Raw genomic sequence first — 24,637 nt, 5'->3', positions numbered from 1 at the left:
CGATCCTAGATTGAAAGGAGATGCCCTGTATTTTTATAAACTCAAAATCTCTTTCTTTGGCAGGTTTTGTATTTTTTAACTTTTATTTCTTCTTTTGATCTTTTTGAGAACTCATTGCTTGAGCTAACTTTTGAATCCGTTTTAATCTGGTTTCTGATGATTTTGCATCTAAAATTGCTTCGATGTATTCTCTTTTGTGAGACCAAGATAAGGATTCGAAAATTTTTTTCGCATTCTTATCTTTGGAAAGAATTTTGCTTACATCTTCCGGAAGTTTTACGATTTTCATTTCGTAGTTGATGTATTTGGATAGCTCCGGACGTTTTTGTTTTTCCGCTTTGGAACCTCCTTTTTTGACTTCGTTAGCTTTTTTGAACCGAACCGCGGACCAAGTGTCATCTAAAGAAATCAATGCAACGCCTTCGTATCCGTTTTTGGAAAGGATTTCCCAACCGTGATCCCTATCTAAGTCTGTCTTGATTCGGGAAGATTTTTTAGGATATGCAATCCATAGAATGGTTTCCTTGCCAATCGATTTAAGAATTTTTAGAAAAGAAGATCGCAGAGACGAAATCGAATCCGCAAAAAGTAGAATTTTGTCCGCTTCGGAAATTTTATTTGTAGTTATAATTCCTTCTATAAAAGAGGGCTTATGTACTTTTTCTTTATTGATAACAATCAGTCTGTTTCCTTCCTTGAATTTCATCTTTTTGATTAAGTCCGGATTCAAATCTATCATAAGGCGCAAGGAAATGTAGATTTTTAAAAAATGCAAATATAAATTTGATTTCTATAAAACGAGCCGCAAATCGACTTAATGAGTTTTTCTTACTAAAACTTTCTAAAATCTCGGAGAATTTTCCATTGTATGATTTACAAATTTCGTAAAATTCTAACGGTCTTTTTTAACTTATGGACACTGAAACGGTCATTCATCGGTGAAAATGACCTTGTAAGAGATTCTATATCTTTGAGATTGGCCTAATGATTTCACCGTTCCGTTGGATACTTCCTGCAAAACCAAAACCTCTCTTACCGAAAGAAATGATCGATCGATCTTATCCTCGTTTTAGATGGAGGGTTTTAGAGGCGACCTTTATCGGGTATGCCGTATTTTATCTCGTAAGGAATAATTTTCCGGTTATTTCCAAGGAAATGGGAGAAGTTCTACACTATGACCAAGAACAAATCACGAATATTCTAGCGGTGACTGCGATTACTTATGGAATCGGAAAATTTGTCATGGGAGCCTTATCCGATCAAAGTAATCCAAAATACTTCATGCCATTGGGTTTGATTTTAACTGCGATATGTAATTTGTTGTTCGGAGCTTCGAGTAATTATGAAGTTCATTTTTATCTTTGGGCTTTGAACGGATTGTTTCAAGGAATGGGATGGCCTCCTTGCGGGCGTTCTCTGGGTCATTGGTTCGGGGTATCGGAAAGAGGGGCTAAATTCGCAATTTGGAATATAGCTCATAATATAGGTGGCGGTTTAGTAGGGGTTGTCGCCGCTTATAGCGCTTCTTGGTGGGGATGGAGGAATGCATTTTACATTCCGGCCTTGATGGCGATCGTAACTGCAATTTACCTTCTATTTCGATTAGTGGATACTCCTCAGTCGGTGGGTCTTCCTCCTATTGAAGAATATCAGGAAGATCCTGAAAAAGAATCTAGACTTTCCTCCGAAGAACAAGAGAAAGAATTATCCTTTCGGGAAATCATTTTTCAACTAGTATTAAAAAATTATTATGTTTGGACTTTCGCTTTTGCAAACTTTTTTGTTTATGTGGTTCGTTATAGCTTAACGGATATCGGTCCAACTTACTTAAAATTCGCCAAAGGAGCTTCCTTGGAAAAAGGAGGAATTAGCACCTTCATCTACGAATTTGCCGGAATCGGTTCTACTCTTCTTGTCGGTTGGGGTTCGGATAAACTGGGCGGAAAAAGGGGGATGGTGAGCTTCTTGTGTATACTCCCGGTTCTATCGGCTCTTGTCGCGTTGTTATTTACGCCCCCCGGTTTTCTTTGGCTGGATCTTACTTTGTTCGGTATCATCGGTTTTTTTGTCTATCCGCCTGTTATGTTGTTAGGTGTTGCTGGACTTGATTTTACTTCGAAGAAAGCGGTTGGAACTGCGGCGGGTTTTATCGGTTTGTTCGGATATTTGGGAAGAACTGCTCTTTCAAAAGTAGTGGGGTGGCTGAGTAAACAACCAGGATTTCATTGGGAACAATCCTTATATCTTATCATAGGTGCAACTTTAATTGCTCTCGCTTTGCTAGCTGTTACTTGGAGTTGGAAACCCAAGGCTTAATTCGGTTTTAAATCCTACATTTATGATATTTATGATTGATTTCGACATATTATGGAAGAGCCGTTCTTCTATTGGAATAGATCATATTTTAAACTTGCCTTTCATCGGAACGTTTAAATAGTTTTCTGATATGGTACATCCTTGGCATGATATTTCTCCGGGAGATCAAATTCCGGAATTTGTAAACGGCGTTATTGAAATCAAACGTGGTAGTCGGGCTAAATATGAGGTTGATAAAGAATACGGAATTTTGAAACTGGATCGGGTTTTATATTCTTCCTTTTATTATCCTGCAAATTACGGATTTATTCCTCAGTCTTATTGTGGAGACCACGATCCTTTGGACATTTTAGTTCTTTCCCAGGTGGAATTGGAACCCCTTTGTTTAGTGAAAGCTAAAGTAATCGGTGTAATGAGGATGTTAGATTCGGGAGAAGAAGACGATAAGATCATTGCGGTTGCCGCAAACGATATGTCAATCAACCATATTAGCGACATTTCGGAACTTCCTCCTCATTTCACATTAGAATTGAAACATTTCTTTGAAGATTATAAAAAACTGGAAAATAAAACTGTCGTTATTGAAGAATTTCAAAATGCAGTTCTTGCTCGTAAGATCGTTTTAGATTCTTTAGAATTGTATAAAAAAACTTTTCCAAAAAAGTAATCGAATAGTTCTAAGAGTTCGTCTTAAAAGTGTTCGAGCTCGCCGTAAAAAAGGTGGGGAGCGGTTGCAAACTCTATAATAAAAGTGTTTCTTGTTGTACTTTGTGAAATTTAGCTCGATATTTTTTATTTTGAGTAATTTTAAAAATGAGCCTTATCATTAAAAGTTTGCTGAGTTCACGTCGATCCATAGAGAGGCGTGAAAGAAAAAATACGAATAGTCTGCTTGTAAGTCGAATTTCTTGTTACGGAATATTCTCGGCTCACCTCTGCGATTGTCGTCACTTTGTTTTCTATGTCTGAGACGATTTGTCGCGGTTCGCTGAACCTTCTCGCAATCGACGGTTTGATTTTTTTATTACAAACTTATCGAACTCACGTTATGTTAGTATTTGAGGCAGTGCATTGCTAACTATGATAGCTCAAATTTGACCCGGGAAATCTCCCGGTTTCGTTCTCCAGCGCCGATGGACCCAGAAGTATTGTTCAGGATAAAGCTTTACTTCTTCTTCTAAGGCTTTTGTCCAGACCTCTGTGTAATGACGAACGGCCGTTTCACGATCCGGAAACGCTTTTTTGTCCACGCAACCTAAGTCTTTGACTCGAACAATTACCTTTCCATTCTCACCACAGAGAACCGAATACAAAAGCATTTTTGCTCCTGTGAGATAAGCCATCAAAGCGGGACCTTGATAAGTGGATGCGGGACGATTGAAAAAGTTGACAAAAATACCGACTTTGCCGGCGTTTTGGTCTGAACCGAATCCTACCCAATAACCTTGCTTTAGCATCTTGGTTACTTGACTGGATTCTTCCGTAGAAACGAGTTTGATTCCGTTTTTCGTTCTGAGTTTGTAGATCAATTTATCCACGAACGGATTTCTTACTTTTTTATAAATCCCTCCGCCTTTCATACGAATTCCCATAAATTGAACTAAAATTTCCCAAGTTCCGAAATGACCCGAGATCAAAACGACTCCGATGCCTTCTTCGTTCGTTTTCTTTTCGATCGCTAAAGATTCGGGATCATAAACGAGATAACGATCCATCCATTTTTGATTCAAACGAGGAGCGAACAAAGTGCCCGCGACAAGATTTCCAATGTGAAGAATGCTCTTCCAAACGAGTTCTTTCTTTTGTGTTTCCGTATATTCGGGGAACGCGTGAGTAATATTTTCGTAGGCGATCTTTCTGTGTTTTTTTGCAAACGGATAAAGAAGAAAAACTAGGAACCTTCCATAGAAAAGACAAAAACGATATGGTAGGATTCGAAACGGAAGATAGAATAAATAAACAAAGATAAATGACGGTATATAACGAATCAAGAGGACTCCGAGATCATTCTTTTAATACAAAAGGAACGATTACTGTCTGGATTGACAAGCAAAAGATCGACTGTTTAGAAGATAGAAGAAGTGATTTCGTCATTTGACTTTTCTACAAAAAATTCTGTGGTATAAGGTGAATTTGGATTTACGATAAATCATCTAGTTCCCGCTATTTGTAGAAAAGTAGTTTCTTTTTTATTAAGCCAAAAAGAAAAATTCAAGTTACATTGTTCCCGATATGGGTCGCAACGTAGGACAATGCATTTCAAGCAAAGACATTCATTCCTGCATTTTTTCTTTTCATCCCAGTATCTTCTGTTGGTTTTCTTGTCTTGTAGTTAATATTTTTCTTTGATTTAAACCCACGTTTTTCATATTCAGAAGGTGCCATTTGTCTAAGAGTTTGTCCCAAAACCTGAAAAAAATCGGTTCCAATCATTCCACAAGTTTATACTAGTATGTAGAAATTCCTACAAATTGGGTGATTGATGGACTTTCTAACAAGCTTTATCGTTAAAACATTCTCGTAGTAGTTCCTACATTTTTGTTAAACTCAAGGCGTCTCGCTCCTATGGTCGCTCGACAGATTTAGGACTTTACAGACTCTAAGGAAAAAAATCCACGTTTTGAAAATGAAAGCTCCGGGAGTTGACCTTAAAGGGTGGGTCGGAAATTCTGGAATTTGCCTTTTTATTTTTTTACGGTCTTATTGTTTGCTCAAAGAAAAACCTTGTACTTGAAAGAACCCATGGACAATTTGAAAACTTCCGTACATGAAATTTATCTTTCTCTTTCCGGAGAAGGAATTTCGACGGGTATCCCGACAGTATTCGTACGTATGGCGGGATGTTCTCTTCGGTGCGGAATGGCGATCGGAAAAAAATTATGGTGCGATACACCGTATGCTTTATCTCCGAGCGCCGGTGAGGAAATGGACTTAAAACGGGTTTTGAATCGAATTCAGGAATTGAGTCCGATATATACACAAGTTCTTCTAACCGGAGGAGAGCCTCTCGAAGGAAGGAATCGAGATTTCAGTCTCGCTTTAGGTAACGAAATTTTTAGAACTAGAAAATTCTCCAATTCATATCCGAGGGCGAGAGTAGAAACCAACGGGGCGGAATCGATTGAGGGATTGGATCAATTCGTTTTTACTTTGGATTATAAGCTTCCAGGTTCGGGAATGGAAAATCGGATGAATTTAGAAAATTTAGAAATTTATAATAAACGAAAGAACGAATTGGATGAGATTAAGTTTGTGATTCGTGATAGAAACGATTTCGAAAGATGCCTCGAAGTGATCAAAGTTCACGAATTATCCGGTAATCTTCTGGCCTCTCCGGTACAAGGAGAATTGTCTCCCGAAATTCTTTCGGAATGGCTGAAATCCTCTTTGGGTTCGAGGCTTCGCCTTTCTCTTCAAACTCATAAATACATTTGGGGCGATAAGAGGGGAATTTAGTTGGAAGGCGCTTTACAACTCAGTCTCGATTTTGAATCCAAATCGCGTTCGGGATATAGAGGGGATTTTTGTTATCTTACCGATTCTCCGGAGTCTGGAATTGGTAAGATCGTCTCTTCGATTGATGGGAAGGTTACGATTGAGTTTGCGGCGGTTTCTTCTAAAAAGACGGTTGCGGAAGATTCCCCGTATTTAAAAATTCTTTCGGATTATCCCTCTCCTTTGAGAAACGTAGGTGAACAGGGAGAATTGATGGATCTCGCTCTGACCGCGTATGAGTTAAAGCTGACCCATGCATTCGATAAACTTTCCGCACTTTCCAATTCGAGAACTAGGCTTCTTCCGCATCAGATCGAGTCGACTTACATAGTAGTCAATAGTCTTCGTCCTCGTTTTATTCTCGCGGACGAAGTTGGTCTCGGAAAAACGATCGAAGCCGCTCTTGTGATGAAGGAGCTGATCTTTCGAAGAGGTTACAAAAAAGTTTTGATTGTAACACCTTCTCCGCTTTTGGTTCAGTGGCAGCAAGAGTTGAAGAATAAGTTCAACGAAGATTTTGAAATTGTTAAGCGAAGGAATTTTAGCACCGACGGCGACAAGAACTGGAAAAATTTTCAACACATCATCACTTCCGTAGACTTCATCAAAAATCCGAAGTACGCGGAGGAGATTCTTAAAACGAAGTGGGATATTGTTATCTTCGACGAGGCCCATAGACTTAGAAGGGATTATCATAAAATTACTCGCTCTTATCTTTTTGCGGAAAAAATCTCCAAGAAGTGCGAATGTCTTCTTCTCTTGACTGCGACTCCGTTTCGAGGAAAACTCGAAGAGCTTTATTATCTTATGCATTTGATCGATCCGAATATTTTGGGTCCGTATCATACATTCGTAAACGATTATATTCTAGGAAACAAAACCGACCTCAAAGATAAAATCTCCAAGGTTCTTTTAAGGAGAAGGAAGATAGAAGTGGGCGGGTTTACGAAAAGATTCGCTAAAACCGTAAAAATCGAGCTTTCTACCGTTGAAAGGGAATTTTACGAAGAGACTACGAACTACGTTAGACGAGAATACAATCTTGCTATGAGAACACAAAACCGGGCGATCGGGTTCGTAATGATCGTATTCCAAAAGTTATTGGATTCTTCCGTGTTTGCACTTATTTCCGCCCTCACCAAAAGGAAGTTCCTTTTGGAGAATCGACTTCATCATATTCAACAAAAGGAATGTAAGTTGGAAGAATGGGATTTGGACGAAACCGAGGACGTGGAAGAATTCGTTTCCGGTTTGGACGAATCAGTACAACTCGATCTTCAAAGTTTAAAAAGAGAGCTTCTTTCTTTGAATCGACTGATTCTTTTGGGGAAAAAAATCAAAGAAGATAAAAAGTCTATCAAGTTAAAAGAAACGATTCTCAAACTTCGAAAAGAAGGACATTCGAAATTCATTATATTTACCCAATTTAGGACGACTCAGGATTTTTTGGCTTCTGTTCTTTCCGATTTTCAAGTCACTTTGTTTCACGGTTCTCTCGGAGCGGATGCAAAGGAAAACGCTATCGTGGAATTTAAAACGAAAACTGAAATTCTGATCTGTACGGAGGCGGGCGGAGAGGGAAGAAATCTTCAATTTGCGAACGTTCTATTCAACTACGATCTGCCCTGGAGTCCGCTTAAAATAGAACAAAGAATCGGGAGGATTCATAGGTTTGGTCAGAAGGACAACGTGTTTATCTTCAACTTTGCCAGTAAAGATACGGTTGCAGAAAGAATTTTGGAAGTACTCACGAATAAAATCCGGCTTTTTGAAGAATCGATCGGATCTTCAGATGAACTGCTCGGTGCAATCGAGGACGAGTTGGATTTTAATTCTTCCTTTATGAAATTTGTCACCGGCAATAAATCCAGGACGGAAATGGAGGAAGAGATCGATAACCGTATCAAAATTGCCAAGAAAGGTTTTGAAAAGTTAGGCGCTCTTGTAACTCCGAAGCTGATAGACTTCAATCTTTTGGATTATTACAATCATACACTCGAAGAACGTTCGTTTAATAATACTCACTTGGAAGAATTTATTTCTCGTTTTACCAAGATCTTTCCGGAAGAAGCGGGTTTTAAACTGATTCGGAAAAAATCTCAGATTTATGAAATCGATTCTTCGCAATATAAAGGGAAATATGGAACCTTCGATTCTGAACTTGCGCTTCAGAACGATAGTTTGGAATTTTTGGCCTTCGGGCACTTGTTGATCGACAGAACCGTTTCGTATCTGATTCAAAATCAAAAAGGGTGGGGTGTTTCTTTTCATTCTGTTTCCAATAAAGAATATTATGTTTTTCTTGTGGAGTTTCAATTTATCCTCAATCGAACGGAGCTTTTCTATTTCGAGACGAATCCCGAAACGGGTTCGGTGAGACAAATTGAAGGACTACCCGCAGAACTTAGAAAATCTCATTCTCTCTCAAAATCTTCTGCCTCTGAATCTTCTCATGTCGAACTTCCTACTAATTTAGAAGAGAGTTTAATTCGGACTTTTTTGGTTTTGGATGAAATTGTTGAATTTAGAAAAAAGGAACTAGGGGATCAAACTTTGGATCTTTTCCAAAAGGAAGAATTCAAAATCAGAACGAGCAATCAAAATACGCTCCGACAGCTCGAAGAAAAATTGATGCGTCAAGAAGCCGCTTTCAAATGGGAAGGAAAGCCCGAAAAAAAATCGGCAATGAATCGAACTCGAAACGAAATTCAAAAGGTAAAAGAAGATTTTGATTTTGAGCTTCGTAAGGTGAGAAACGGTAAAACCATTCAGCATCGTTTTCAACTCTTTCAAGTGTACCTTCCGAACCGAGTCTAGAAAAGTTTTCCTGCTCGACATCCGATTTTGATCGAAGTTTCTGGACCTTAGTAATTGGAACGGAGTCGGCGACGTGAAACTTTCTTTAGATTGGATGAATGATTTTACACCTTTGAAGGAGGTGGGGCTCGATGTGATTTTAAAAAAGATCGCAGTTTCCGTTTGTGAGATTGACGGCGTCGTACCGTTTCGTCCCGAGCTGGACTTTGTAAAAATTGTAAGAATAGAATCTTTGGACAAACATCCTTCTGCGGATAAACTTCAGATTGCGGAAGTGTTCGACGGAAGTTCTAAATCTCAAATCGTAACTGGAGCGACTAATGTAAAAGTGGGGGATTTGGTTCCTCTTGCGATTCCGGGAGCGAAACTGGGAGATAGGGAAATTTTAGAATCGGAACTCAGAGGGGTCAAAAGTTCGGGAATGTTCTGTTCGGAAAAGGAACTTTCCTTGTCGGAAGAAAGTAGTGGAGTTTGGATTTTGAACGGAATCGAGGGTGCGGAGATCGGCAAAACGATTCGTTCGTTTTTATATTATGAAGATATTATATTTGAAATAGATAATAAATCTATCACACATAGACCTGATCTTTGGAGTCATTTCGGTTTTGCGAGAGAACTCGCTTCTCAACTTCGATTGCCTATTACCTTTAATCCGTTCGAATCCCTTTGGAACTTTGATCTTTCGGTGAAACTTCCAAGAGTATTAGAAAATCAGAATGCGCACTCCTACTATGCGTCTTCGATTTGCGAGGTTTTCGTAATTCCTTCCAAAAGAAAATTTCAATCTCGATTGCAGAAATGCGGGATTCGAGTCATCAACAATGTTGTAGACGTTTCCAATTACGTGATGTTAGAGATGGGTCAGCCGACTCATTTTTTTGATAAGAGGTTTTTGGAAAGTCAAGGTGGGGTCTCTCTTGAAGTTTCCTACGCGAAAAAAGGAGAAAGTTTCGCGCTTTTAGACGAAACATCACCTTCTTTAGAGGAAGAAATTCTTCTCATTCGTAATCAAGGAAAGCCGGTTGCGGTTGCCGGTGTCATGGGCGGAAAGGAGTCCGCCGTTCAAAATAATACGACGGAAATCGTGATGGAGTCCGCCGTGTTTGCAAGGGAAAAAATTCGTAAATCCATTCGTTCCACTGGGATTCGTTCCGATTCTTCCGTTCGTTACGAAAAGGGACTCGAAGCTACTACGACTCTTCCTGTAATTCGCCGCGCTCTCAATCTTTTAAAAGAAAACGGTTGTCCATCTTTGAAGGCTTCCGAGCCTGTCGGATTTTTACATACTCCTCATAAGGAAGTTCGTATTCACACGGATATTCATTTTATCAATACAAAGTTAGGAATTACCTTGTCTCAAGGGGATATAACGGATATATTAGAAAGATTGCATTTTATGGTTTCTTGGAAGGGAGATCGTCTTGAGGCGTTGGTTCCAAAATTTCGCCATAACTACGACGTGACTATCCCGGAGGATCTTGTGGAGGAAATCGGAAGAACTCGAGGTTACGATACGATTCAAGTGACGCCGCTTTTGGCGGAAATTAAAACTCCGATTAGAAATTTAAGCAGAGAATTAGAAAGAAAATGTAAAACTTTCTTTTCGGTCGGCCTAGGTTATCACGAAGTTTATAACTATTCTTTTCAGGCTTTAAAAGAGAACGAACTCGACGGGGATGTGGAACTTTCCGTAAAGATTAGGAATGAAATGCCGGAAGAACAATCTGTACTTCGAAATTCTCTTATATCTTCTTTGTTAAAAAATATCTGCACCAACCAAGACCGATTTTCAGAAATCAAAATTTTTGAATTCGGTCGCGCTTATTTTAATATACCCGAACCGGATAACGAAAAAAAGTTTTTTTCTTTTGCGGTCTCCTTTGATAGAAAAAGTTCAGAGTCGGATCTGGGACTTTTGGAGGATGACTTCCTGAAAGTGAGAAAGGAAATCGAATCTTTTTTGAAATATATTCGTATTTTTGAATATTTCTGGGATATCAAACCGGAAATATTCTTTCATCCCGGAGCGAGTTTGTCTTTGATCGTGGATTCCAAACAGATCGGAAATTTAGGATATGTTCATCCCGCGGTTTTGGATTCTTTCGAACTCAAAAAGAGGGTGATCTACGGTTCTTTAGAATTCGAAAAGCTTGTGGAAATTTGGAATACTAATCGCAACATTTCCCGATTTAACGTTCCTTCTCAATTTCCGGAAGCCGAAATTGATATTTCGATTTTGATAGGAGAAAAGGAAAACACCAACTTGTTTACCGATCTCGTAAGAAGAGAAAAAATTCCGGAACTTCAGGAAGGTTGGGTATATTCCCAATTTGCAGGCGGTAGCGTTCCGGTTGGAAAGAGATCCGTGAGTTATCGTTTTCGATTGGTGAATTATGAAAAGACTTTCACTCAGGAAAGAATCAAGGAAATTTCTGATCATTTAGTTGCTCTTGCCGGCAAAAACGGGTTCGTTTTAAGGTAGTCTTTATTCAAAAAAGAGATTTTTTAAAATTTCGCTTTTGTTTAAATGAAAATTTATTTTACCTATTTCAACAGATTGTCGCTCTGAAAAATTGCTCGAAGCGGTAATCCAATTCTTCCGAGATAAAATTCGAAAAGTTTTGTTTTTTAGTGTCAGTGAAGAGTTTTTTCCTGATTTTGACTCGTTGAGTTTCGAGATTAATTTTTGAACGTATTCCGTCTTTTCGAGCGTGAAATATCTGGTTTCGGGAGAAGTATAAAAAAATATGAATATTCATGAAACTGCATTTATTCATCCTCAAGCGACCGTAATAGGCCTTGTGGAAATGGGGCGGTATTCTTCCCTTTGGCCGGGAACGGTCGTCCGTGCAGATATGAATCGGATCGTTTTAGGGGAAGGAGTGAACATCCAAGATAATTCTACTCTACATACGGATTCGAGTCGAGGAATTACGGTTGGAGATTATACATTAGTCGGCCATAATACAATGTTGCATGGTTGTAAAGTCGGAAGAGGTTGTCTGATCGGTATTGGGAGTATCGTTTTAGACGAGGCAGAAATTGGAGATGGCGCAATGGTGATGGCCGGTTGTACAGTTCGAGGTGGGAAAAAAATTCCTCCGGGAGCGATGGTCATACAAAAGAACGGAGAGCTAAAAATTTTTGAAGGAAAAGCAAAACCCGTTTTGAGCGTAGCCGGATGTTTGGAATACATCGTTCTTTCTGATCGATTTAAAAAAGGAATTTTCGGTCCTTTCACTCCGGAAGAAGAAATTGAATTTCAGGACAAGGCAAAAAAAATTTTAAATGGAATGGGGATTCCTTTCAAAGGTTAAGATCCGACCCATAGGGAGCGAGATGTTGAGTTTAACAGAAATGCAGGGCTACTACAATTTTAAACGACAGGAAAAATTGTCAAGGCGACATAAAATGTGGGAACTCCTTCGTTTTGTGAAAAATTCATGATGATATTTTTACTTAAGTTTAGGGCCAAGTTCTAAGTTACGTCGAATTCTCATTTTTTAAGATTTTGGCTGTGTCTTCAAATTTTGGATTCATCTTTTTCCCTAAACCCGAATTCCAAAAAATTTCGGCGAAATAGAGTCACATTTTTCGGACTGAGAATATTTACTTTTTTCTTATAACCGTAATATGGCAGTCGATATATTCATTTCGATATGTGTCTCCTTCTTGAATTGAAAAATCAATGCTCGAAAATATTCTACTTTGTTTGGTTTTCTGATTTGGAATGGAAGTTTTTTGTGACCTTTTCCATTCAATGAAATTTTGAACAAAGACATAAATTCGGAAGTGTAAGATCATGACTTCGTACTTATCCTTTGAAAATGGAGACAGAAGAAATATCCATAAGAGGTAGAAGTTATCTCAAAAATATTTTGTCTTTGCTTAAAACGCCGATTCCAATCATTCTGAGATATTTTTGAGATAGGCTTCTAGTGGAATTCGATAGGATTGAAAAAATATCATTCTTAAGTCCCGCTCTTATTCTTATTTAAGAATATCCTTTTAACTTACAATTTCACGAATTTTCCTAAAGTTTCACGGACTTTTGGTCCTTTGGATTGTATGTCTGCTTCTAAAAAAGTACCAGTAAAGACATGAGCTTTTTGATTCACGATAAAAATTCTTTGATAATTGTGAAGTTTCAGATTTTTGCCGTCGACCGATTGTTCGAATCTGCTTTCTAAAAGCGCGCTTTCTATACCGTGAATTTTTGATTTTTTCGGAGGATTGGTCATTTCGTATTTTTGAAACACGGAAGGATAAAGACCTGTGATTGCGGCAATGTAATCGTCTAACGTAAACTCTCTCGATTGTTTGGAGAGATCTTCCATCGTATAATTGATATTTGTATTGAATGTTTTCGCTTCCGAAGGGGGATATTCAAAAAGAAAAAAGTTAATCCCCACAACTTCTAGGGCTTTTTTAATTGAGCCTGAGTTTGACGCCATTTGTTCGGTTTGAGTTAAAAGTTTTGGATCGTCGCTAAAATTCCAATCTTCATAATCCAGTCCGAGCCCAAGAGATGGAATCTGGACTATTTTTGCATCGGGATTTTGTACATGTTCTTTTTTGCAAGTAAGGATAGTAAGTGCTAAAAAGAAAGATAGCGGAAGAATTCGGATTAAATTTTGATCCATACGATAAACGCTCCTAGGAAATAGAAAGAAAAACTTCTTCGAAGAGAATAGCGAGTCAATCAATTTACAGCGTGTCCCAAAACCTGTCGAGCGCCAATAGAAGCGAGACACTGAGTTACCCGAGCGCCAATAGAAGCGAACGCGGCTTGAGTTTTTCATTTTATCAGAAAAATCAAGCCGGACAGAACCTTATTCCGATTTACTGAAATAAGATGAGGAACTTTGCCGATGTTATCCTTTGAATTTTGAAACATATTTGGAGGAATAAAAAAGCCGACCTTAACAGATCAGCTTTTCAAAGGTGAATCGGTTTATCGATTAAAACGCGAAAGAAAGTAACACCTTAAACCTTGTAAAGATATCCGCAGCGGAAAATCCGAAGAGGAGGAGAAGAAAGAAAAAACCGGAACCGAAAATGACTCGGTTCATGATTGTATCGTATTTAAGATGCATAAAATAACCGAGCACCAAAGAAGCTTTTGCGGTTGCTACAGCCATGGCAATAATTACGTTCATCGCTCCGAAGTCGATTCCGGCTACCCACACGGTAACGAAAGTAAAGAAAATCAAAGTGGCAAAAATTATAGAATAGGTTTTTACCGAAATAACGTGGTGCGAACCGTGACTTTCTTCCACGAGAGGAGGAGTACCTTTTAACTTTTCCTGACCTTTTAAAATTGCGTCTTGAAGAGCTTTTCCAAATTTATTATCTTTATTTCTTGTGATAAAATCTTGGAGCTTATTTTCTTCTAAAACTTGAGAAAGGAAATTAATAGCAAACCCCGCGAGAGTCGCGTTGACGATTGCTCCGGCTCCGATTACAAACCCGGTAAAGGGAATCAGAAACCCGATGCTAACGATTATGTAAAGAGCGTAGTTTAAAAACAGTTCCATTTTTTATCCTGAATGTGAACCGCAGAAATTGCGGGTGGTTTCCGGGCGGTAAACCGCAACCTTAAAGGACATCCTGGCAAGGTCTAAAAAAGCCTCAAGTACATTTCAGTGGAGAATTCGTTTCCTCCACTCATAATAAAATTTTTCAATTTTCCTTTGCATCGTTTCTTGAGAATTTTCTAAAAAGCTCAAAAGAATCCAGGAAATTCCATAAGGTTTTCCGGATGCGAATCGATCCGGAGTTAAAGGAAGGATCTCAATTCCTTTTGTTTTACCCCAGTGTGAAATCCATTCCGAATATTCCGGAATTGTATCTTTTAGTTGTAAAGGAAGAATAGAAAGGTTCTTACCAAAGTCCTTCCTTCTTTCTTTAAGGATAGGGGATTTTGAAAGTTCGAGTAAAATTCTTCCCATAGACCATCTGTGGTTCGTTTCGCTGATTCTTTGTATTTTTTTCGTATTCTGAGAATAGAACTCAAAGCCGTCGAGTGCAACCGGGCCTTCATATTCGGGAGAAAAACTTTTGGATAGTTCTTTTGCGACTGGCTCAAGAAGAGAAAAGACAAGTTCGGATTCTTTTTTGGAAGGAAGATAAGCGCCGTTGTATTTTCCTTTTTCGTCGCAGATTTGGATCGTACTTCCGCAGAAGATGGGAACTCCGTGGGAAAAATCATAGAGACCTGAAAAGTCATACGTTCTTAGAACCCAAGGTTCTGCAACGCAGGGAAACCAAGAAAAAACTTTCTTTGAATCAAGCTCTTCCCAATTCTCCAAAGCAATGGAAGAGAATGTAATAATTTTATGTCTCCCTGAAAAACTAAACTCCGGTTTGAGAACAATTTTGTCCGGTCGTAGTTCCGAGACTAACGTGGAAAGGTAAGGAGGTTTTTCCAAAATCATGGCGGGGATATCTTGAAAACCTCGTTCCGATTTCCAACGGGTCAAAAGGATTTTGGAGTTTATTCTCTTAGAAAGTTTCGCTTTTTGAGGAGAATAAAGAATTTCACCCGAATCATTCAGATCGGAAATCGAACCCCATTCTTCCCAACTTCGGATCGAATCGATCGGTAAAGATTGAAGATTCTTGTCGGAGTTCCTTTTTAAGAGTTGAAACTTGCAAAATCGGATTCCTCTTCTTTCCCAAAACCGAGTCCAATTGGGATCGGGAGGTTCACTTAAAAGAAATGTTGTTGATGGATCATACATCGATTGGAAGAGAAAAAATAGATTTTCCAAGGACCGGTTCTTTAAATCCAGTTTTTCCGGAGCGACATTTTCGGACCTTAATTCTTCCTCAAAAAATCCGTTGAATCTGCAATAACGAGTCATAATATCCTGAAATTTTTTGGTTTGTAAAATCAAGAATGGGGGATCAGAATTTCGATAATTTGGATAAGAGTAAACCTATGAACATCCGTATTTTATCATTTCTGATAATTCTTTCCATCGCAGGTTTGGGAGCCGCGCCAAATAAGGTACTAACTCTAGAAGAAAAAGAAGAATTAAAACAGATCGAAACCGTGCGTAAAGGCGGTTTTACGGATATCGAAGTGGATAATCTTCACGCGTCGATTGCCGGGAATATTCTAAGAATCAATAATCTTCTTGGAAACGAAACTTATAAAAAGGCCCTTCGTTATATCGAAGACGAACCTCGTGAAGCCGTAAAGTTTTTATTCCAGGATAAAGAGAATAAACAATATCTTGAGCTTGATTTAGGTCTAGGTCAATCATTTGCCGATTATCCTAAAACATATCTCTATCAATCCAAAATTTATATTTATCCTGGAACGGACGGACAATCTTTAGACAAAATCATTCTTCAGTTTAAAAGAACGAACGCAAAAGGGGAAGTTTTCATACGAGAAATGAGACGTCTCATTAATAATTCTCCCAAAGGACCAACTTTTTTAGGGGATGGGAAAAGAACTCCGAACAATAACAGTGAAATTCTTTTGGAGTTTTTTTCGAGTCATGACACGGATTTTCTTTGGCCCGATAATCCGATTCAACCCGTTCCGGCAAGTGTGGTCACAAAGTTGCACGATGCTACAAATCCGCTTCCTTATAATAAACAAAGACAAATCATTCTTCAATACAAAAGATATTTGAGAAAAGTGGATAAGATGGTGGCTCTTAAACTCCACGCGATGGAGTTAGATCAAAAAATCATGATTTCCAAAATGCTCGAGTTTCATTGATTTTCGTTTTTCTATTTGGAATCTATTTATTAAAAAATGCTAATTTATCTTTTTCTTTGAAATGAAAGGATTTAGACAAAATGTAGTAGTTCCCACAAATAAAATAAACTATTTGTCTAAAAAAGGGACCTTGCTTTGTAGACGCGTCGAAATAGTATTGAAGTTAAATTGACGTTTTTAAGTGAGTTGTTAATTCAAGAATAAGGATAATCGGGAAGAACTACTTTTTGATTAGAAAGTCACTGATGACTTTCTCTTCGGTAAGATATTTCTTGTTGAGATAGGAAATTGCGAGGTTGATAAACCTTGGAATTTCTTTTCCGGCTTCCAACAGATCCAATTTCGTCTGAGTCAACTCGTCGATCGTAGATAAAGCTAATTTACGCTGACTTTGATGTGATTCGAATTCGTCTTCGATTTGAAAGGTCATTCTGATCCTTTGCCCTTATGAAAGGATAGCGTAACTCCGAAAAAAAGCAAGCCATTCTACTTTGACATGAGTTAACAAATGCAAATGCAATTGTAGTGGAGTTCTGGCTAAGGTTTAGAACCGGCTTTTGGTACAAATTTCAATTTTTTAATCGAACTCGACTTGCAATACGGTTAAGTCTCCCGATAATCGATGGCGGCTTGAATTCCTCTTTTCTCATCTACGAGGAAATTAATGAGAAGAGAAACGACGAAAAAGACGGAAACTACCAAGAAGGAATTTCTTAAATCGAAGAGAACCTGCAATCCCCCGACTGCAATGAGACCAAATGCCCCGGCTATTTTTCCGGATAAGCCCCAAAGCCCGAAAAATTCTCCCGATTTGGGTTCCGGGGCAAAAAGACCTATGATCGCACGGCTTGCGGATTGTGTGGCCCCGAGTCCGGTTCCAGCAAATACGGTCGTTCCTACGAACACCCATTGTTGTGTTGTCGGAATCCCAATTTCGACCAAAAACGTGGTTAGGTCTTTCACCCAATAGATTAATAACAAACAGATGATCCATAATAAAAGTGTAATATTAAATGTTTTCTTCGCACCGATTTTATCTTGAATATAACCGAATACAATCGCTCCGATTGCAGCAAAAAGTTGGATCAATAAAAACATTGCGATTTCGTGCTTTTCTTCCGTTTTGATCTCCTGTGCGCCGTAAATAAAAGCGAAACTGATTACGATTCCAAGTGCAGCCATCGTAAAAAACAGAGACACGAGATAAAAAGCCATATCACGGAACTTGTGAATTTCTTTCATTGTGGAAATTACTCTGTCGATTCCGATTTTGAGATAGGAAAGTCCTTCTGGTTTTTCTTTTCCTGCGGTGTATTCTCTCAAAAGAAGGAAGGTGGGAATTCCAGCAAACAAGAAGAAAAATGCGGTATAAGGACCGACCAAACGGAGGCTATTGAAGTTTGCTATGGTCTTAGGCCCCAAAGTATTGACTAACGCTACGGCAGCGATTCCGCCGAAGTATCCGATTCCCCAAGCGTAACCTGAGATTTTGCCCAAGTCTTCTTTTGGCCCTAAGTAGGGAAGAAAGCTGGAAGCAAAGTTTTCTCCGGAGGCAAAAAAGAAATTGGAAAAGATGATGAGAATAAAAGCCAATAGATATTGCCCAGGAGCAATTACAAACCAGAGTGCGCCCGTTGAAATAATGCAAAAGATATAGCTGTAAAATAGGAACTGCTTTTTACGTGCGGAATAATCGGTAATTGCACCAAAAATAGGCCCCGTTATGACCACAAGAAGATAAGAAATTGCGAGAGCGATCGACCAAAGGAGATTTCCGTATTCAAACGGGTTTTCTTGGTTTGAGGAGGAAGGAACTACCAATTGACTGAAAATGATTCCGTATGTTACGCTGATAATAACGGTCGTATAAGATGAGTTCGCAAAATCGAACATGCACCAGCCGAGGATTTCTCGAAATGGGGCTCTTTTGGTATTCTGCATAGCTTGCCTTTTTGTTTCTAACTGGAAATTTCGAAAGATATTTTTTCGAAAACCGAGTGTCAAATGAAAACTTTAAAAAATTTCTCTTGCATAAGATTTTTAGAGTCTCTAATCTGAATGAGAAATCACTTTTTGATGTCCAATTAAATATAAGAATATGGATTCCTCTTTTTTTAGTCAAGTAGACCTGTGTCAACTCATGCGTCCCCGTAAAGTTTGTGTATGCAATCAAGTATCCGAGGAAGAAATTTTAATGTCGATTCGAAATGGAAACGATACCTTGCAAAAACTTATGGACGATACCGGCGCTTCCACCGGTTGTGGGACTTGTATAAATTCGATCCGTAAAATTTTAGCTCGAGAACTGAACGTTCCGAGGATATGACTTCACTTCCTAACGTATCAATCAATATGGCGATGACCCTTGACGGGAAAGTTTCTCGTCCGGATAAAAGGTGGTACGGACTTTCTTCCAGAAACGATAAAAAGAGAATGGATGAAATTCGCTCCAAGGCGGATGTTTTAATTCTTGGGAAAAATTCTATTCTTAACGATGATCCAGTCATTCATCTTCGTTACGTTAGAGACATTAAAGATCCGCGTCCAGTGATTCTTCTCAGATCTGGAACTCTTCCGAAAGATAAAAAAGTATTCCGTTTTTCTAAACAACCTCCGTTGATTTTTTGTCTGAACGAAAATTATTCTTCCGTTCTGGATAATCTTTGTTCTGTTGCGGAAATCATCTCCCTTCCTGGGAACGATTTGAGTCCTTTGGAGGTTCTTAAAATTCTCTCTGAAATGGGTTATCGAGAGATTCTTTTGGAAGGTGGGCCTTCTCTTAACGATTCCTTTTTTCGATCGGATCTCATCTCAAGAATTTATCTCACAATCGTTCCTTTTTTAATCGGGCAAAAGGATCTTCCTTCGATTGCCGGCGGACCTAAGGAATATTTGAACTTTGATCGAAAAAAATGGGATCTAATTTCTTCGGAAGCATTAGAAAATGAAATTTTTCTAATATATCAAAAATCCTAGAAGTTCTAAAATTGAGCTCTGAGTTTATGGGACAAAAGGAATTATTTTACGCTTTTTTTTCGAAAATTCTCCCGATTTTTTTTGTATCTGTTTTGATTTATGAGCAATTCTTTCCGGAAAGAAAAATTTTGATGCAGCAGGATCGGTTGGTCTATTTGCCTGATCAAAAAGAATCGGTTCCACTCGAATCGGAATGGATTCGACTTTCGGAGATTCCCAAAGAATGGATTTTATATACCGTTCAGGTAGAAGACAAAAGGTTCTATTTCCACAAAGGGTATTCCATTTCGGATATTCATTCTGCGTTTATTTCTTCCGTCTTATTTTTTCGAAAGATGAGAGGAGCGAGCACGATCACCCAGCAATTGGCCCGAACGCTTTTTTTATCTAGGGAAAAATCCTTATCTAGGAAATGGAAGGAAATTCAGATTGCTTCCGCGTTGGAAGATGAACTCGGAAAAAATATGATTCTGGAATATTATCTCAATTGTGTTTATTGGGGTAGAGGAATGAACGGTTTGAATCGGGCATCTCGATATTATTTTAAAAAAAAGCCGGTTGATTTAGACACAAATCAATTTAAAGCATTGATTCAAATCTTAAAAAAACCTGATGCTTATACTCGAGAAGAAGTGATTTCGCTTTCGAGAATATTGTAATTATCGAGTGATAAAACTCAAGTAACGTCTCACTGTATGGATTTTTTGAGGACGTTGGATTCGAGTGTGGGAACGGAAGTTATCCGGTATTTTTGGAGCGGTTTTCTTATTTTAAAATACGTTTATTAATCCTTGCAAAATAAGAATAATACGTTATGCTATCGTTTATTTTTTAAAGGGAAATGCGGAATAACGCCATGAAACCGAATGGAATTTTTTTTTACGATCAATTTCTTTGGCTTGTTATATTGTTTATATCTACTCCGGTTTTTGCATTTCCGATTGATCTCACGGAAAATTGGAAGCTCGTTTCGGGAAGAAATTTAGATATTTCGGTCGAAGATATTTCCTGGAAAGAATTAAAATCCCTTCCGATTCCAAAAGAGGCGATTCCATCGTTCTCTTTGCCGAAAGATACGATTTATACTTTAACTTTATTGAAAACTTTTGAAATTTCCGTACAGGAAGTTCAAGAGCTTGCTTTGGACGGACTTTCGGTTCATTTCCCTTTATTGTCGAATGTCTACGAAGTTTTCTTTAACGGAGAAAAAATCGGAGAGGGAGGTTCCATTTTAAATGGAAAAATCGTTAGGAATGGATTTAAGAGGCACATAATTCTTCCGATTCCTGAGAATAAAGTAAAGATTGGTACCAATGAAATCAGAGTAATCTTATCATGGAATCCTGGCGAGGAATTGGATGTATATGCGAGTTTTAATTCCGCGCCTCTTGTCGTGGATTTGCAATCTCGGAACCTATCAATTTTGTCCGAACGTCCTAGATTAATACTGTCGTTCCTATATCTATTCGTTGGATTTTACCACTTCTTGTTTTATTTTAAACGTCCCAAACAAAGGTACGATTTGTTTTTCGGATTATTTTCGATGTTCTTTTCGGTTTATATTTACCTTAGAAGTAACGCTGTTTACGAGCTCGGTTTAGATCCGCTTTTGCAGATGAAGTTGGAATATATGGTCATTTTCAACATAACGGCTTTCTTTCTTTTGTTTCTAGATACGTTTTTTGAATCGAAGATAAGTTTGGTCTCTCGATTCTATCAGTTTTTTGCGCTTATACTTACGTCTTTAATCCCTTTTTCAAGTAGGGCCGTTTGTTTATTTCTTTTACAGATCTGGCAATTTTCCGTTTTTGTATTTGCTCTGTATTCTCTCTTCATTATGGTACGGGCTTTGATTCGGAAGAATCGGGATGCCATTCGTTTGATTGTGGGTTTTATCATTCTTTTGGCTTCGGGGATTGCTGACCTCTTAGGTTCGATGCAGTTGTTTTCCGGTTTAGAAAATTATGGACTTCTAAAGTATGGTTTTTTTGTATTCGAACTCGGAATTGTGTTCATTTTGGCGAATCGGTTTTTGAAAGTTCATAATCAGGTGGAGGAATTGAATTTAAATCTGGACCGAAAAGTGAAAGAAAGAACAAGCCGATTGCAAGATACGTTAAATCAAATTCGGGAACTTAAGATTCACCAGGACGGGGATTATTTTTTAACCTCTCTTATCCTGGATCCTTTAAATCGATATAATGTTCGAAATGATTTCATTGCGGTGGAAGGTTTCAGTCGCCAAAAAAAAAGATTCGAATTTAAACAATGGAAGAAAGAAATCGGCGGAGACATCGTTATCGCCGATGAGATTGTTTTAAAAGATAGAAAGTATCTCGTTTTTGTAAACGGCGATGCTATGGGAAAATCCATTCAAGGAGCTAGCGGCGCCTTAGTTTTAGGAGTTGTATTTCGTTCTTTCGTGTCTAGAACGAAAACCGTTTCTTCTTACTATTCCCAACCTCCCGAGCTATGGCTCAATGAATGTTTTTTGGAGCTTCAGAATATTTTCGAAGCTTTTGACGGCTCGATGTTAGTTTCTGTTGTATTGGGTTTAGTGGATTTAAAGTCCGGCATCTTGTTTTTTCTAAATGCAGAGCATCCTCCGACGGTTCTTTACAGAAACGGCATCGCTTCCTTCATCGAGGATAAATTAGAACTTCGTAAAATAGGGATTACCGGCTTGGAAAGTAAAATGAAAGTAAAGACCTTTTTTCTCGAAAAAGGAGATTCTATTTTTGTAGGTTCGGACGGAAGAGACGATCTTTTATTAGGAGTTGATCAGGGAGGGGTTCCTGTGATCAACGAAGACGAACTTCAATTCTTAAAAAGGGTGGAAGAATCCGAAGGTGATCTTGATTTGCTGGTTAAGGGAATCCAAAATTACGGAGAACTAACGGATGATTTAAGTATCGTCAAATTATCCTATCTTAAAGAGCCCGTTCGTTTGAAGTCTGTTTCCGATAATGATCTTTCTTTTAAATTTCCAGGCGAAACATATTTCAAACATCTTCGGTCCGAAAACTTGGAAGATACGATTTATCACCTCGAGAATCTAACAAATAAGATTTCTAGAGAAACAATGCCTCCCATTTTCAAAAAAGAACTGGCTAAGGTATATTATAAAGCTGGAAAGTATAGAGAAGCTTTATCTTTGTTTGAAGAGTTGATTTCGGAGTTTCCGGAGGATGTGGAGATGATATTTAACGCTTCTTTGATTCACAAAAGATTTAAACATTTTCATCAGGCGATTGAGTTAGGTGAGAGAGTTTTATTAAGAGAACCGGAATTTTTGGATAACATTGTACATCTTGCGGAATCTTATCTTTTAGTCGAAAAAAGGGAAGCGACCGTTAAGTTGTTGGAAAAAGTAGATCGATTGGATCCGAACAATTCTAATGCGAAGAAGATAAGGATTCAATTGGATTCTTCGATTCCGGATCGGTAGAGTTTATAATAAACTTTCCTTTTTTTGAATATAGAGTAGCTATAAATTTATCTAAACGATACAATTCCCTCTGTTATGTCATCGTTTTGTGGTTGCAATTTTTGGAGATCGATTTCCTGCAAATTTGTATGTTTATTTGACCGATTCGATTGTTAAGGAATAGTTCCAGATCCGAGAACATTCCATCGAGAAGAGTTTGTATCGAAGTTTCATATAAGAACCCGTCGAGCGCCAATAGAAGCGAGACGCTTTAGTTACCAGCTTGATCTTTCTGACAAAGCGAAAAACTCAAGCTATCTCGCTCCGCGGGTTTTGGGACGCACTGTGTAAGGTTATAAGCGATTATTTTCAAAGTTTTGTCGTAAATGCTTTCGATGAAAAATATCCGCAGTTTCAAGGCGATTGAAGTAGTTTAGAAGAATGTTAAAAGTATATAAGAAATAAATTAAAAACTTGTTCTAAAATCTCGGAATTTGGGAACTGTGCTTTGTGAGGGGTTAAGATTGGAATGAATTGTAACCGTAATGTTGTCTTGACTTTTGAAACATGGGAGTTTCCCGTGGATGATTTGCGGAAAGTTAGGACGTGAACAAAGTTAAATTCACGTTAAATATTATGAGGGAGAAAAATAAAGTATATTTTAAAGAAATAAAAAATTGGAATCTTGAAGCGAATGAGGAATTTAAAATTTATGAAAGGTGTGAACGTTTATTTTTTTCCTGATTAACTACAATAGTTGTAGAATTAAATCTTAAATTCTGATTTGATGCGTATTCCCATGAATTTTTCTTTTGCAGTTTTAGGTTCCGGAAGTATCGGGACATATATTGGTTGTAGATTGTCGGCGGCAGGGAATACAGTGACGCTTTACGGTAGGGAAAGAATTGGGAATGAACTGGAAACTTTCGGTGCAAAAATCACCGATTATACTGATAAAGAGATTTTTCTTTCTCCCGGTTCGATCTCTTTTTCCACTTCCCTTTCGAGCGTCTCAGACGCAGACGTTTTTTTAGTTACCGTAAAATCCAAGGACACCAAAGACCTTGTCGGGGAACTCAAAGGAATTCTTGAAAAAAGGCAAAGTAAACATTCCGTTTCGTATTCAATTCCGATTGTAGTCAGTTTTCAAAACGGAGTTCGAAACGCTGAAATTTTAAAGAAAGGCCTCGAAGGTATTCCTGTGGAAGTTTTAGCGGGAATGGTTCCTTTCAATGTTGTTTCCAAAGGGAACGGTCATTTTCACAGAGGTACGAGCGGGAATCTCGTGATCGAACATTCCAAATCTTCTCGTTCTCTGAAGAGGATTTTTAATCGTGCTGGACTTCCGACCAACACTCATAAAAGCATAGGCGGAATTCTTTGGGGCAAACTTATCTTCAATTTGAATAATTCCTTGAATGCACTTTCGGGACTCACTTTAAAAACCCAAATATCAAAACTGGGTTATCGAAAAATTCTTTCTAAATTGATGAAAGAGTCCCTTGATATTCTAAAACTTGCTGAAATTAGACCGATTCGTTCCGGGAGGATGATTCCAAATTTGGCTCCGACCATTTTGAATCTCCCGGACTTTCTGTTTTTCAAAATCGCCTCGAGCATGGTAAAAATCGATCCGGAGGCACGATCTTCTATGTGGGAAGATCTGATTCAAAACAGATCGACTGAAATCGATTTTTTAAACGGGGAAGTGGTGAAACTCGCGGACATAATGGGACATCCAGCTCCGTTAAACCGGGAAATTGTAAGGTTGATTAAAGAAGCGGAATCGAATCCTGAAATTTTAAATCTGGGCCCGGAAGATTTAGCCGAAAAACTAAAGATCAAATTAAATTAAGTTTTTAGAATAT

20 protein-coding genes and 1 pseudogene are annotated in these 24,637 nt (G+C 38.3%); 12 read left to right on the top strand and 9 right to left on the bottom strand.

Annotated features, from left to right (window positions below; translation table 11 throughout):
- Positions 1–82: 82 nt before the first annotated feature.
- A complete protein-coding gene (locus tag CLV95_RS04240; RefSeq protein ID WP_026053940.1) occupies positions 83–739 on the bottom strand; it encodes a YdeI/OmpD-associated family protein in 657 nt (218 codons plus the stop codon).
- A gap of 245 nt (positions 740–984) precedes the next feature.
- On the opposite strand from CLV95_RS04240, the gene CLV95_RS04235 reads away from it, so the two are divergent.
- Both CLV95_RS04235 and CLV95_RS04230 read left to right on the top strand, forming a co-directional pair.
- Complete coding sequence (locus CLV95_RS04235) at positions 985–2,316, top strand: MFS transporter (protein ID WP_002732649.1); 1,332 nt, start codon at positions 985–987, stop codon at positions 2,314–2,316.
- Positions 2,317–2,446: 130 nt separating this feature from the next.
- Positions 2,447–2,983 carry an inorganic diphosphatase gene (locus CLV95_RS04230; protein ID WP_002732661.1) on the top strand — a complete coding sequence of 179 codons (537 nt, stop codon included), beginning with the start codon at positions 2,447–2,449 and terminating at the stop codon, positions 2,981–2,983.
- A 421-nt stretch (positions 2,984–3,404) separates the two neighbouring features.
- Here CLV95_RS04230 and CLV95_RS04225 read toward each other — a convergent pair whose 3' ends face one another.
- Complete coding sequence (locus CLV95_RS04225; RefSeq protein ID WP_002732590.1) at positions 3,405–4,307, bottom strand: lysophospholipid acyltransferase family protein; 903 nt, start codon at positions 4,305–4,307, stop codon at positions 3,405–3,407.
- A gap of 268 nt (positions 4,308–4,575) precedes the next feature.
- On the bottom strand, positions 4,576–4,749 hold the full coding sequence (locus CLV95_RS18740; protein ID WP_016749384.1) for a hypothetical protein: 174 nt from the start codon (positions 4,747–4,749) through the stop codon (positions 4,576–4,578).
- A gap of 297 nt (positions 4,750–5,046) precedes the next feature.
- Here CLV95_RS18740 and CLV95_RS04220 point away from each other — a divergent pair, with 297 nt between their 5' ends.
- From CLV95_RS04220 to CLV95_RS04205, 4 genes are all read left to right on the top strand, one after another.
- Positions 5,047–5,772: a 7-carboxy-7-deazaguanine synthase QueE gene (locus CLV95_RS04220; protein ID WP_002732357.1), complete on the top strand. Its 726-nt coding sequence runs from the start codon at positions 5,047–5,049 to the stop codon at positions 5,770–5,772.
- Positions 5,773–8,628 carry a DEAD/DEAH box helicase gene (locus CLV95_RS04215; RefSeq protein WP_002732262.1) on the top strand — a complete coding sequence of 952 codons (2,856 nt, stop codon included), beginning with the start codon at positions 5,773–5,775 and terminating at the stop codon, positions 8,626–8,628.
- Positions 8,629–8,701: 73 nt separating this feature from the next.
- Positions 8,702–11,110, top strand: a complete 2,409-nt coding sequence (gene pheT / locus CLV95_RS04210) for a phenylalanine--tRNA ligase subunit beta (protein ID WP_002732655.1) — start codon at positions 8,702–8,704, stop codon at positions 11,108–11,110.
- Positions 11,111–11,375: 265 nt separating this feature from the next.
- Positions 11,376–11,945, top strand: a complete 570-nt coding sequence (locus CLV95_RS04205; protein WP_002723576.1) for a gamma carbonic anhydrase family protein — start codon at positions 11,376–11,378, stop codon at positions 11,943–11,945.
- A gap of 206 nt (positions 11,946–12,151) precedes the next feature.
- On the opposite strand, the pseudogene CLV95_RS19240 reads toward CLV95_RS04205, so the two are convergent.
- The 4 genes and pseudogenes from CLV95_RS19240 to CLV95_RS04185 form a co-directional block, all read right to left on the bottom strand.
- Positions 12,152–12,425: pseudogene (locus CLV95_RS19240) on the bottom strand (hypothetical protein); the annotation flags it as partial.
- A gap of 216 nt (positions 12,426–12,641) precedes the next feature.
- The gene (locus tag CLV95_RS04195; RefSeq protein WP_002723574.1) at positions 12,642–13,271 is read right to left on the bottom strand and encodes an LIC_13215 family putative lipoprotein; all 630 of its coding nucleotides are present in this window, start codon (positions 13,269–13,271) and stop codon (positions 12,642–12,644) included.
- 318 nt (positions 13,272–13,589) lie between these two features.
- A complete protein-coding gene (locus CLV95_RS04190) occupies positions 13,590–14,165 on the bottom strand; it encodes a cytochrome C oxidase subunit IV family protein (RefSeq protein WP_002723561.1) in 576 nt (191 codons plus the stop codon).
- A 105-nt stretch (positions 14,166–14,270) separates the two neighbouring features.
- The gene (locus tag CLV95_RS04185) at positions 14,271–15,527 is read right to left on the bottom strand and encodes a hypothetical protein (protein ID WP_002732745.1); all 1,257 of its coding nucleotides are present in this window, start codon (positions 15,525–15,527) and stop codon (positions 14,271–14,273) included.
- Positions 15,528–15,571: 44 nt separating this feature from the next.
- Here CLV95_RS04185 and CLV95_RS04180 point away from each other — a divergent pair, with 44 nt between their 5' ends.
- Positions 15,572–16,366, top strand: coding sequence for an LIC13212 family protein (locus CLV95_RS04180; RefSeq protein WP_002741141.1), 795 nt, complete (start codon positions 15,572–15,574; stop codon positions 16,364–16,366).
- Between the two features lie 220 nt (positions 16,367–16,586).
- Here CLV95_RS04180 and CLV95_RS04175 read toward each other — a convergent pair whose 3' ends face one another.
- Both CLV95_RS04175 and CLV95_RS04170 read right to left on the bottom strand, forming a co-directional pair.
- Complete coding sequence (locus CLV95_RS04175) at positions 16,587–16,796, bottom strand: hypothetical protein (protein WP_002723573.1); 210 nt, start codon at positions 16,794–16,796, stop codon at positions 16,587–16,589.
- 173 nt (positions 16,797–16,969) lie between these two features.
- Entirely contained in the window at positions 16,970–18,370 is a 1,401-nt protein-coding gene (locus CLV95_RS04170; RefSeq protein WP_002732279.1) for an MFS transporter, read from the bottom strand.
- A gap of 94 nt (positions 18,371–18,464) precedes the next feature.
- On the opposite strand from CLV95_RS04170, the gene CLV95_RS04165 reads away from it, so the two are divergent.
- The 5 genes from CLV95_RS04165 to CLV95_RS04145 all read left to right on the top strand — a co-directional run bounded on the left by CLV95_RS04165 (position 18,465) and on the right by CLV95_RS04145 (position 24,624).
- The gene (locus CLV95_RS04165; RefSeq protein ID WP_016749388.1) at positions 18,465–18,692 is read left to right on the top strand and encodes a (2Fe-2S)-binding protein; all 228 of its coding nucleotides are present in this window, start codon (positions 18,465–18,467) and stop codon (positions 18,690–18,692) included.
- Positions 18,689–19,342: a RibD family protein gene (locus CLV95_RS04160; protein ID WP_002728580.1), complete on the top strand. Its 654-nt coding sequence runs from the start codon at positions 18,689–18,691 to the stop codon at positions 19,340–19,342. The genes CLV95_RS04165 and CLV95_RS04160 overlap by 4 nt, the downstream gene beginning before the upstream one ends.
- 26 nt (positions 19,343–19,368) lie before the next feature.
- Positions 19,369–20,001 (top strand): biosynthetic peptidoglycan transglycosylase, encoded by a 633-nt coding sequence (locus CLV95_RS04155; RefSeq protein ID WP_016749389.1) that lies wholly within the window; start codon positions 19,369–19,371, stop codon positions 19,999–20,001.
- Positions 20,002–20,198: 197 nt separating this feature from the next.
- A complete protein-coding gene (locus CLV95_RS04150) occupies positions 20,199–22,790 on the top strand; it encodes a SpoIIE family protein phosphatase (protein WP_002728595.1) in 2,592 nt (863 codons plus the stop codon).
- 778 nt (positions 22,791–23,568) lie between these two features.
- Positions 23,569–24,624, top strand: coding sequence for a 2-dehydropantoate 2-reductase (locus CLV95_RS04145; protein WP_002728604.1), 1,056 nt, complete (start codon positions 23,569–23,571; stop codon positions 24,622–24,624).
- The last annotated feature ends 13 nt before the right edge of the window (positions 24,625–24,637 follow it).

The sequence above is a fragment of the Leptospira borgpetersenii serovar Javanica genome, assembly GCF_003046425.1.
In the GTDB taxonomy this organism is placed as follows: Bacteria; Spirochaetota; Leptospiria; order Leptospirales; family Leptospiraceae; genus Leptospira; species Leptospira borgpetersenii.
The sequence above is the reverse complement of the archived record's forward strand: the minus strand, read 5'-3'. Positions and strand labels throughout refer to the sequence as shown.

Coding starts and splice junctions, on each gene's coding strand:
- CLV95_RS04205 (WP_002723576.1), top strand. CDS start 11,376: ATGAATATTCATGAAACTGCATTTATTCATCCTCAAGCGACCGTAATA.
- CLV95_RS04150 (WP_002728595.1), top strand. CDS start 20,199: ATGAAACCGAATGGAATTTTTTTTTACGATCAATTTCTTTGGCTTGTT.
- CLV95_RS04155 (WP_016749389.1), top strand. CDS start 19,369: ATGGGACAAAAGGAATTATTTTACGCTTTTTTTTCGAAAATTCTCCCG.
- CLV95_RS18740 (WP_016749384.1), bottom strand. CDS start 4,749: ATGATTGGAACCGATTTTTTTCAGGTTTTGGGACAAACTCTTAGACAA.
- CLV95_RS04230 (WP_002732661.1), top strand. CDS start 2,447: ATGGTACATCCTTGGCATGATATTTCTCCGGGAGATCAAATTCCGGAA.
- CLV95_RS04235 (WP_002732649.1), top strand. CDS start 985: ATGATTTCACCGTTCCGTTGGATACTTCCTGCAAAACCAAAACCTCTC.
- CLV95_RS04240 (WP_026053940.1), bottom strand. CDS start 739: ATGATAGATTTGAATCCGGACTTAATCAAAAAGATGAAATTCAAGGAA.
- CLV95_RS04165 (WP_016749388.1), top strand. CDS start 18,465: ATGGATTCCTCTTTTTTTAGTCAAGTAGACCTGTGTCAACTCATGCGT.
- CLV95_RS04145 (WP_002728604.1), top strand. CDS start 23,569: ATGAATTTTTCTTTTGCAGTTTTAGGTTCCGGAAGTATCGGGACATAT.
- CLV95_RS04180 (WP_002741141.1), top strand. CDS start 15,572: ATGAACATCCGTATTTTATCATTTCTGATAATTCTTTCCATCGCAGGT.
- CLV95_RS04160 (WP_002728580.1), top strand. CDS start 18,689: ATGACTTCACTTCCTAACGTATCAATCAATATGGCGATGACCCTTGAC.
- CLV95_RS04190 (WP_002723561.1), bottom strand. CDS start 14,165: ATGGAACTGTTTTTAAACTACGCTCTTTACATAATCGTTAGCATCGGG.
- CLV95_RS04195 (WP_002723574.1), bottom strand. CDS start 13,271: ATGGATCAAAATTTAATCCGAATTCTTCCGCTATCTTTCTTTTTAGCA.
- CLV95_RS04175 (WP_002723573.1), bottom strand. CDS start 16,796: ATGACCTTTCAAATCGAAGACGAATTCGAATCACATCAAAGTCAGCGT.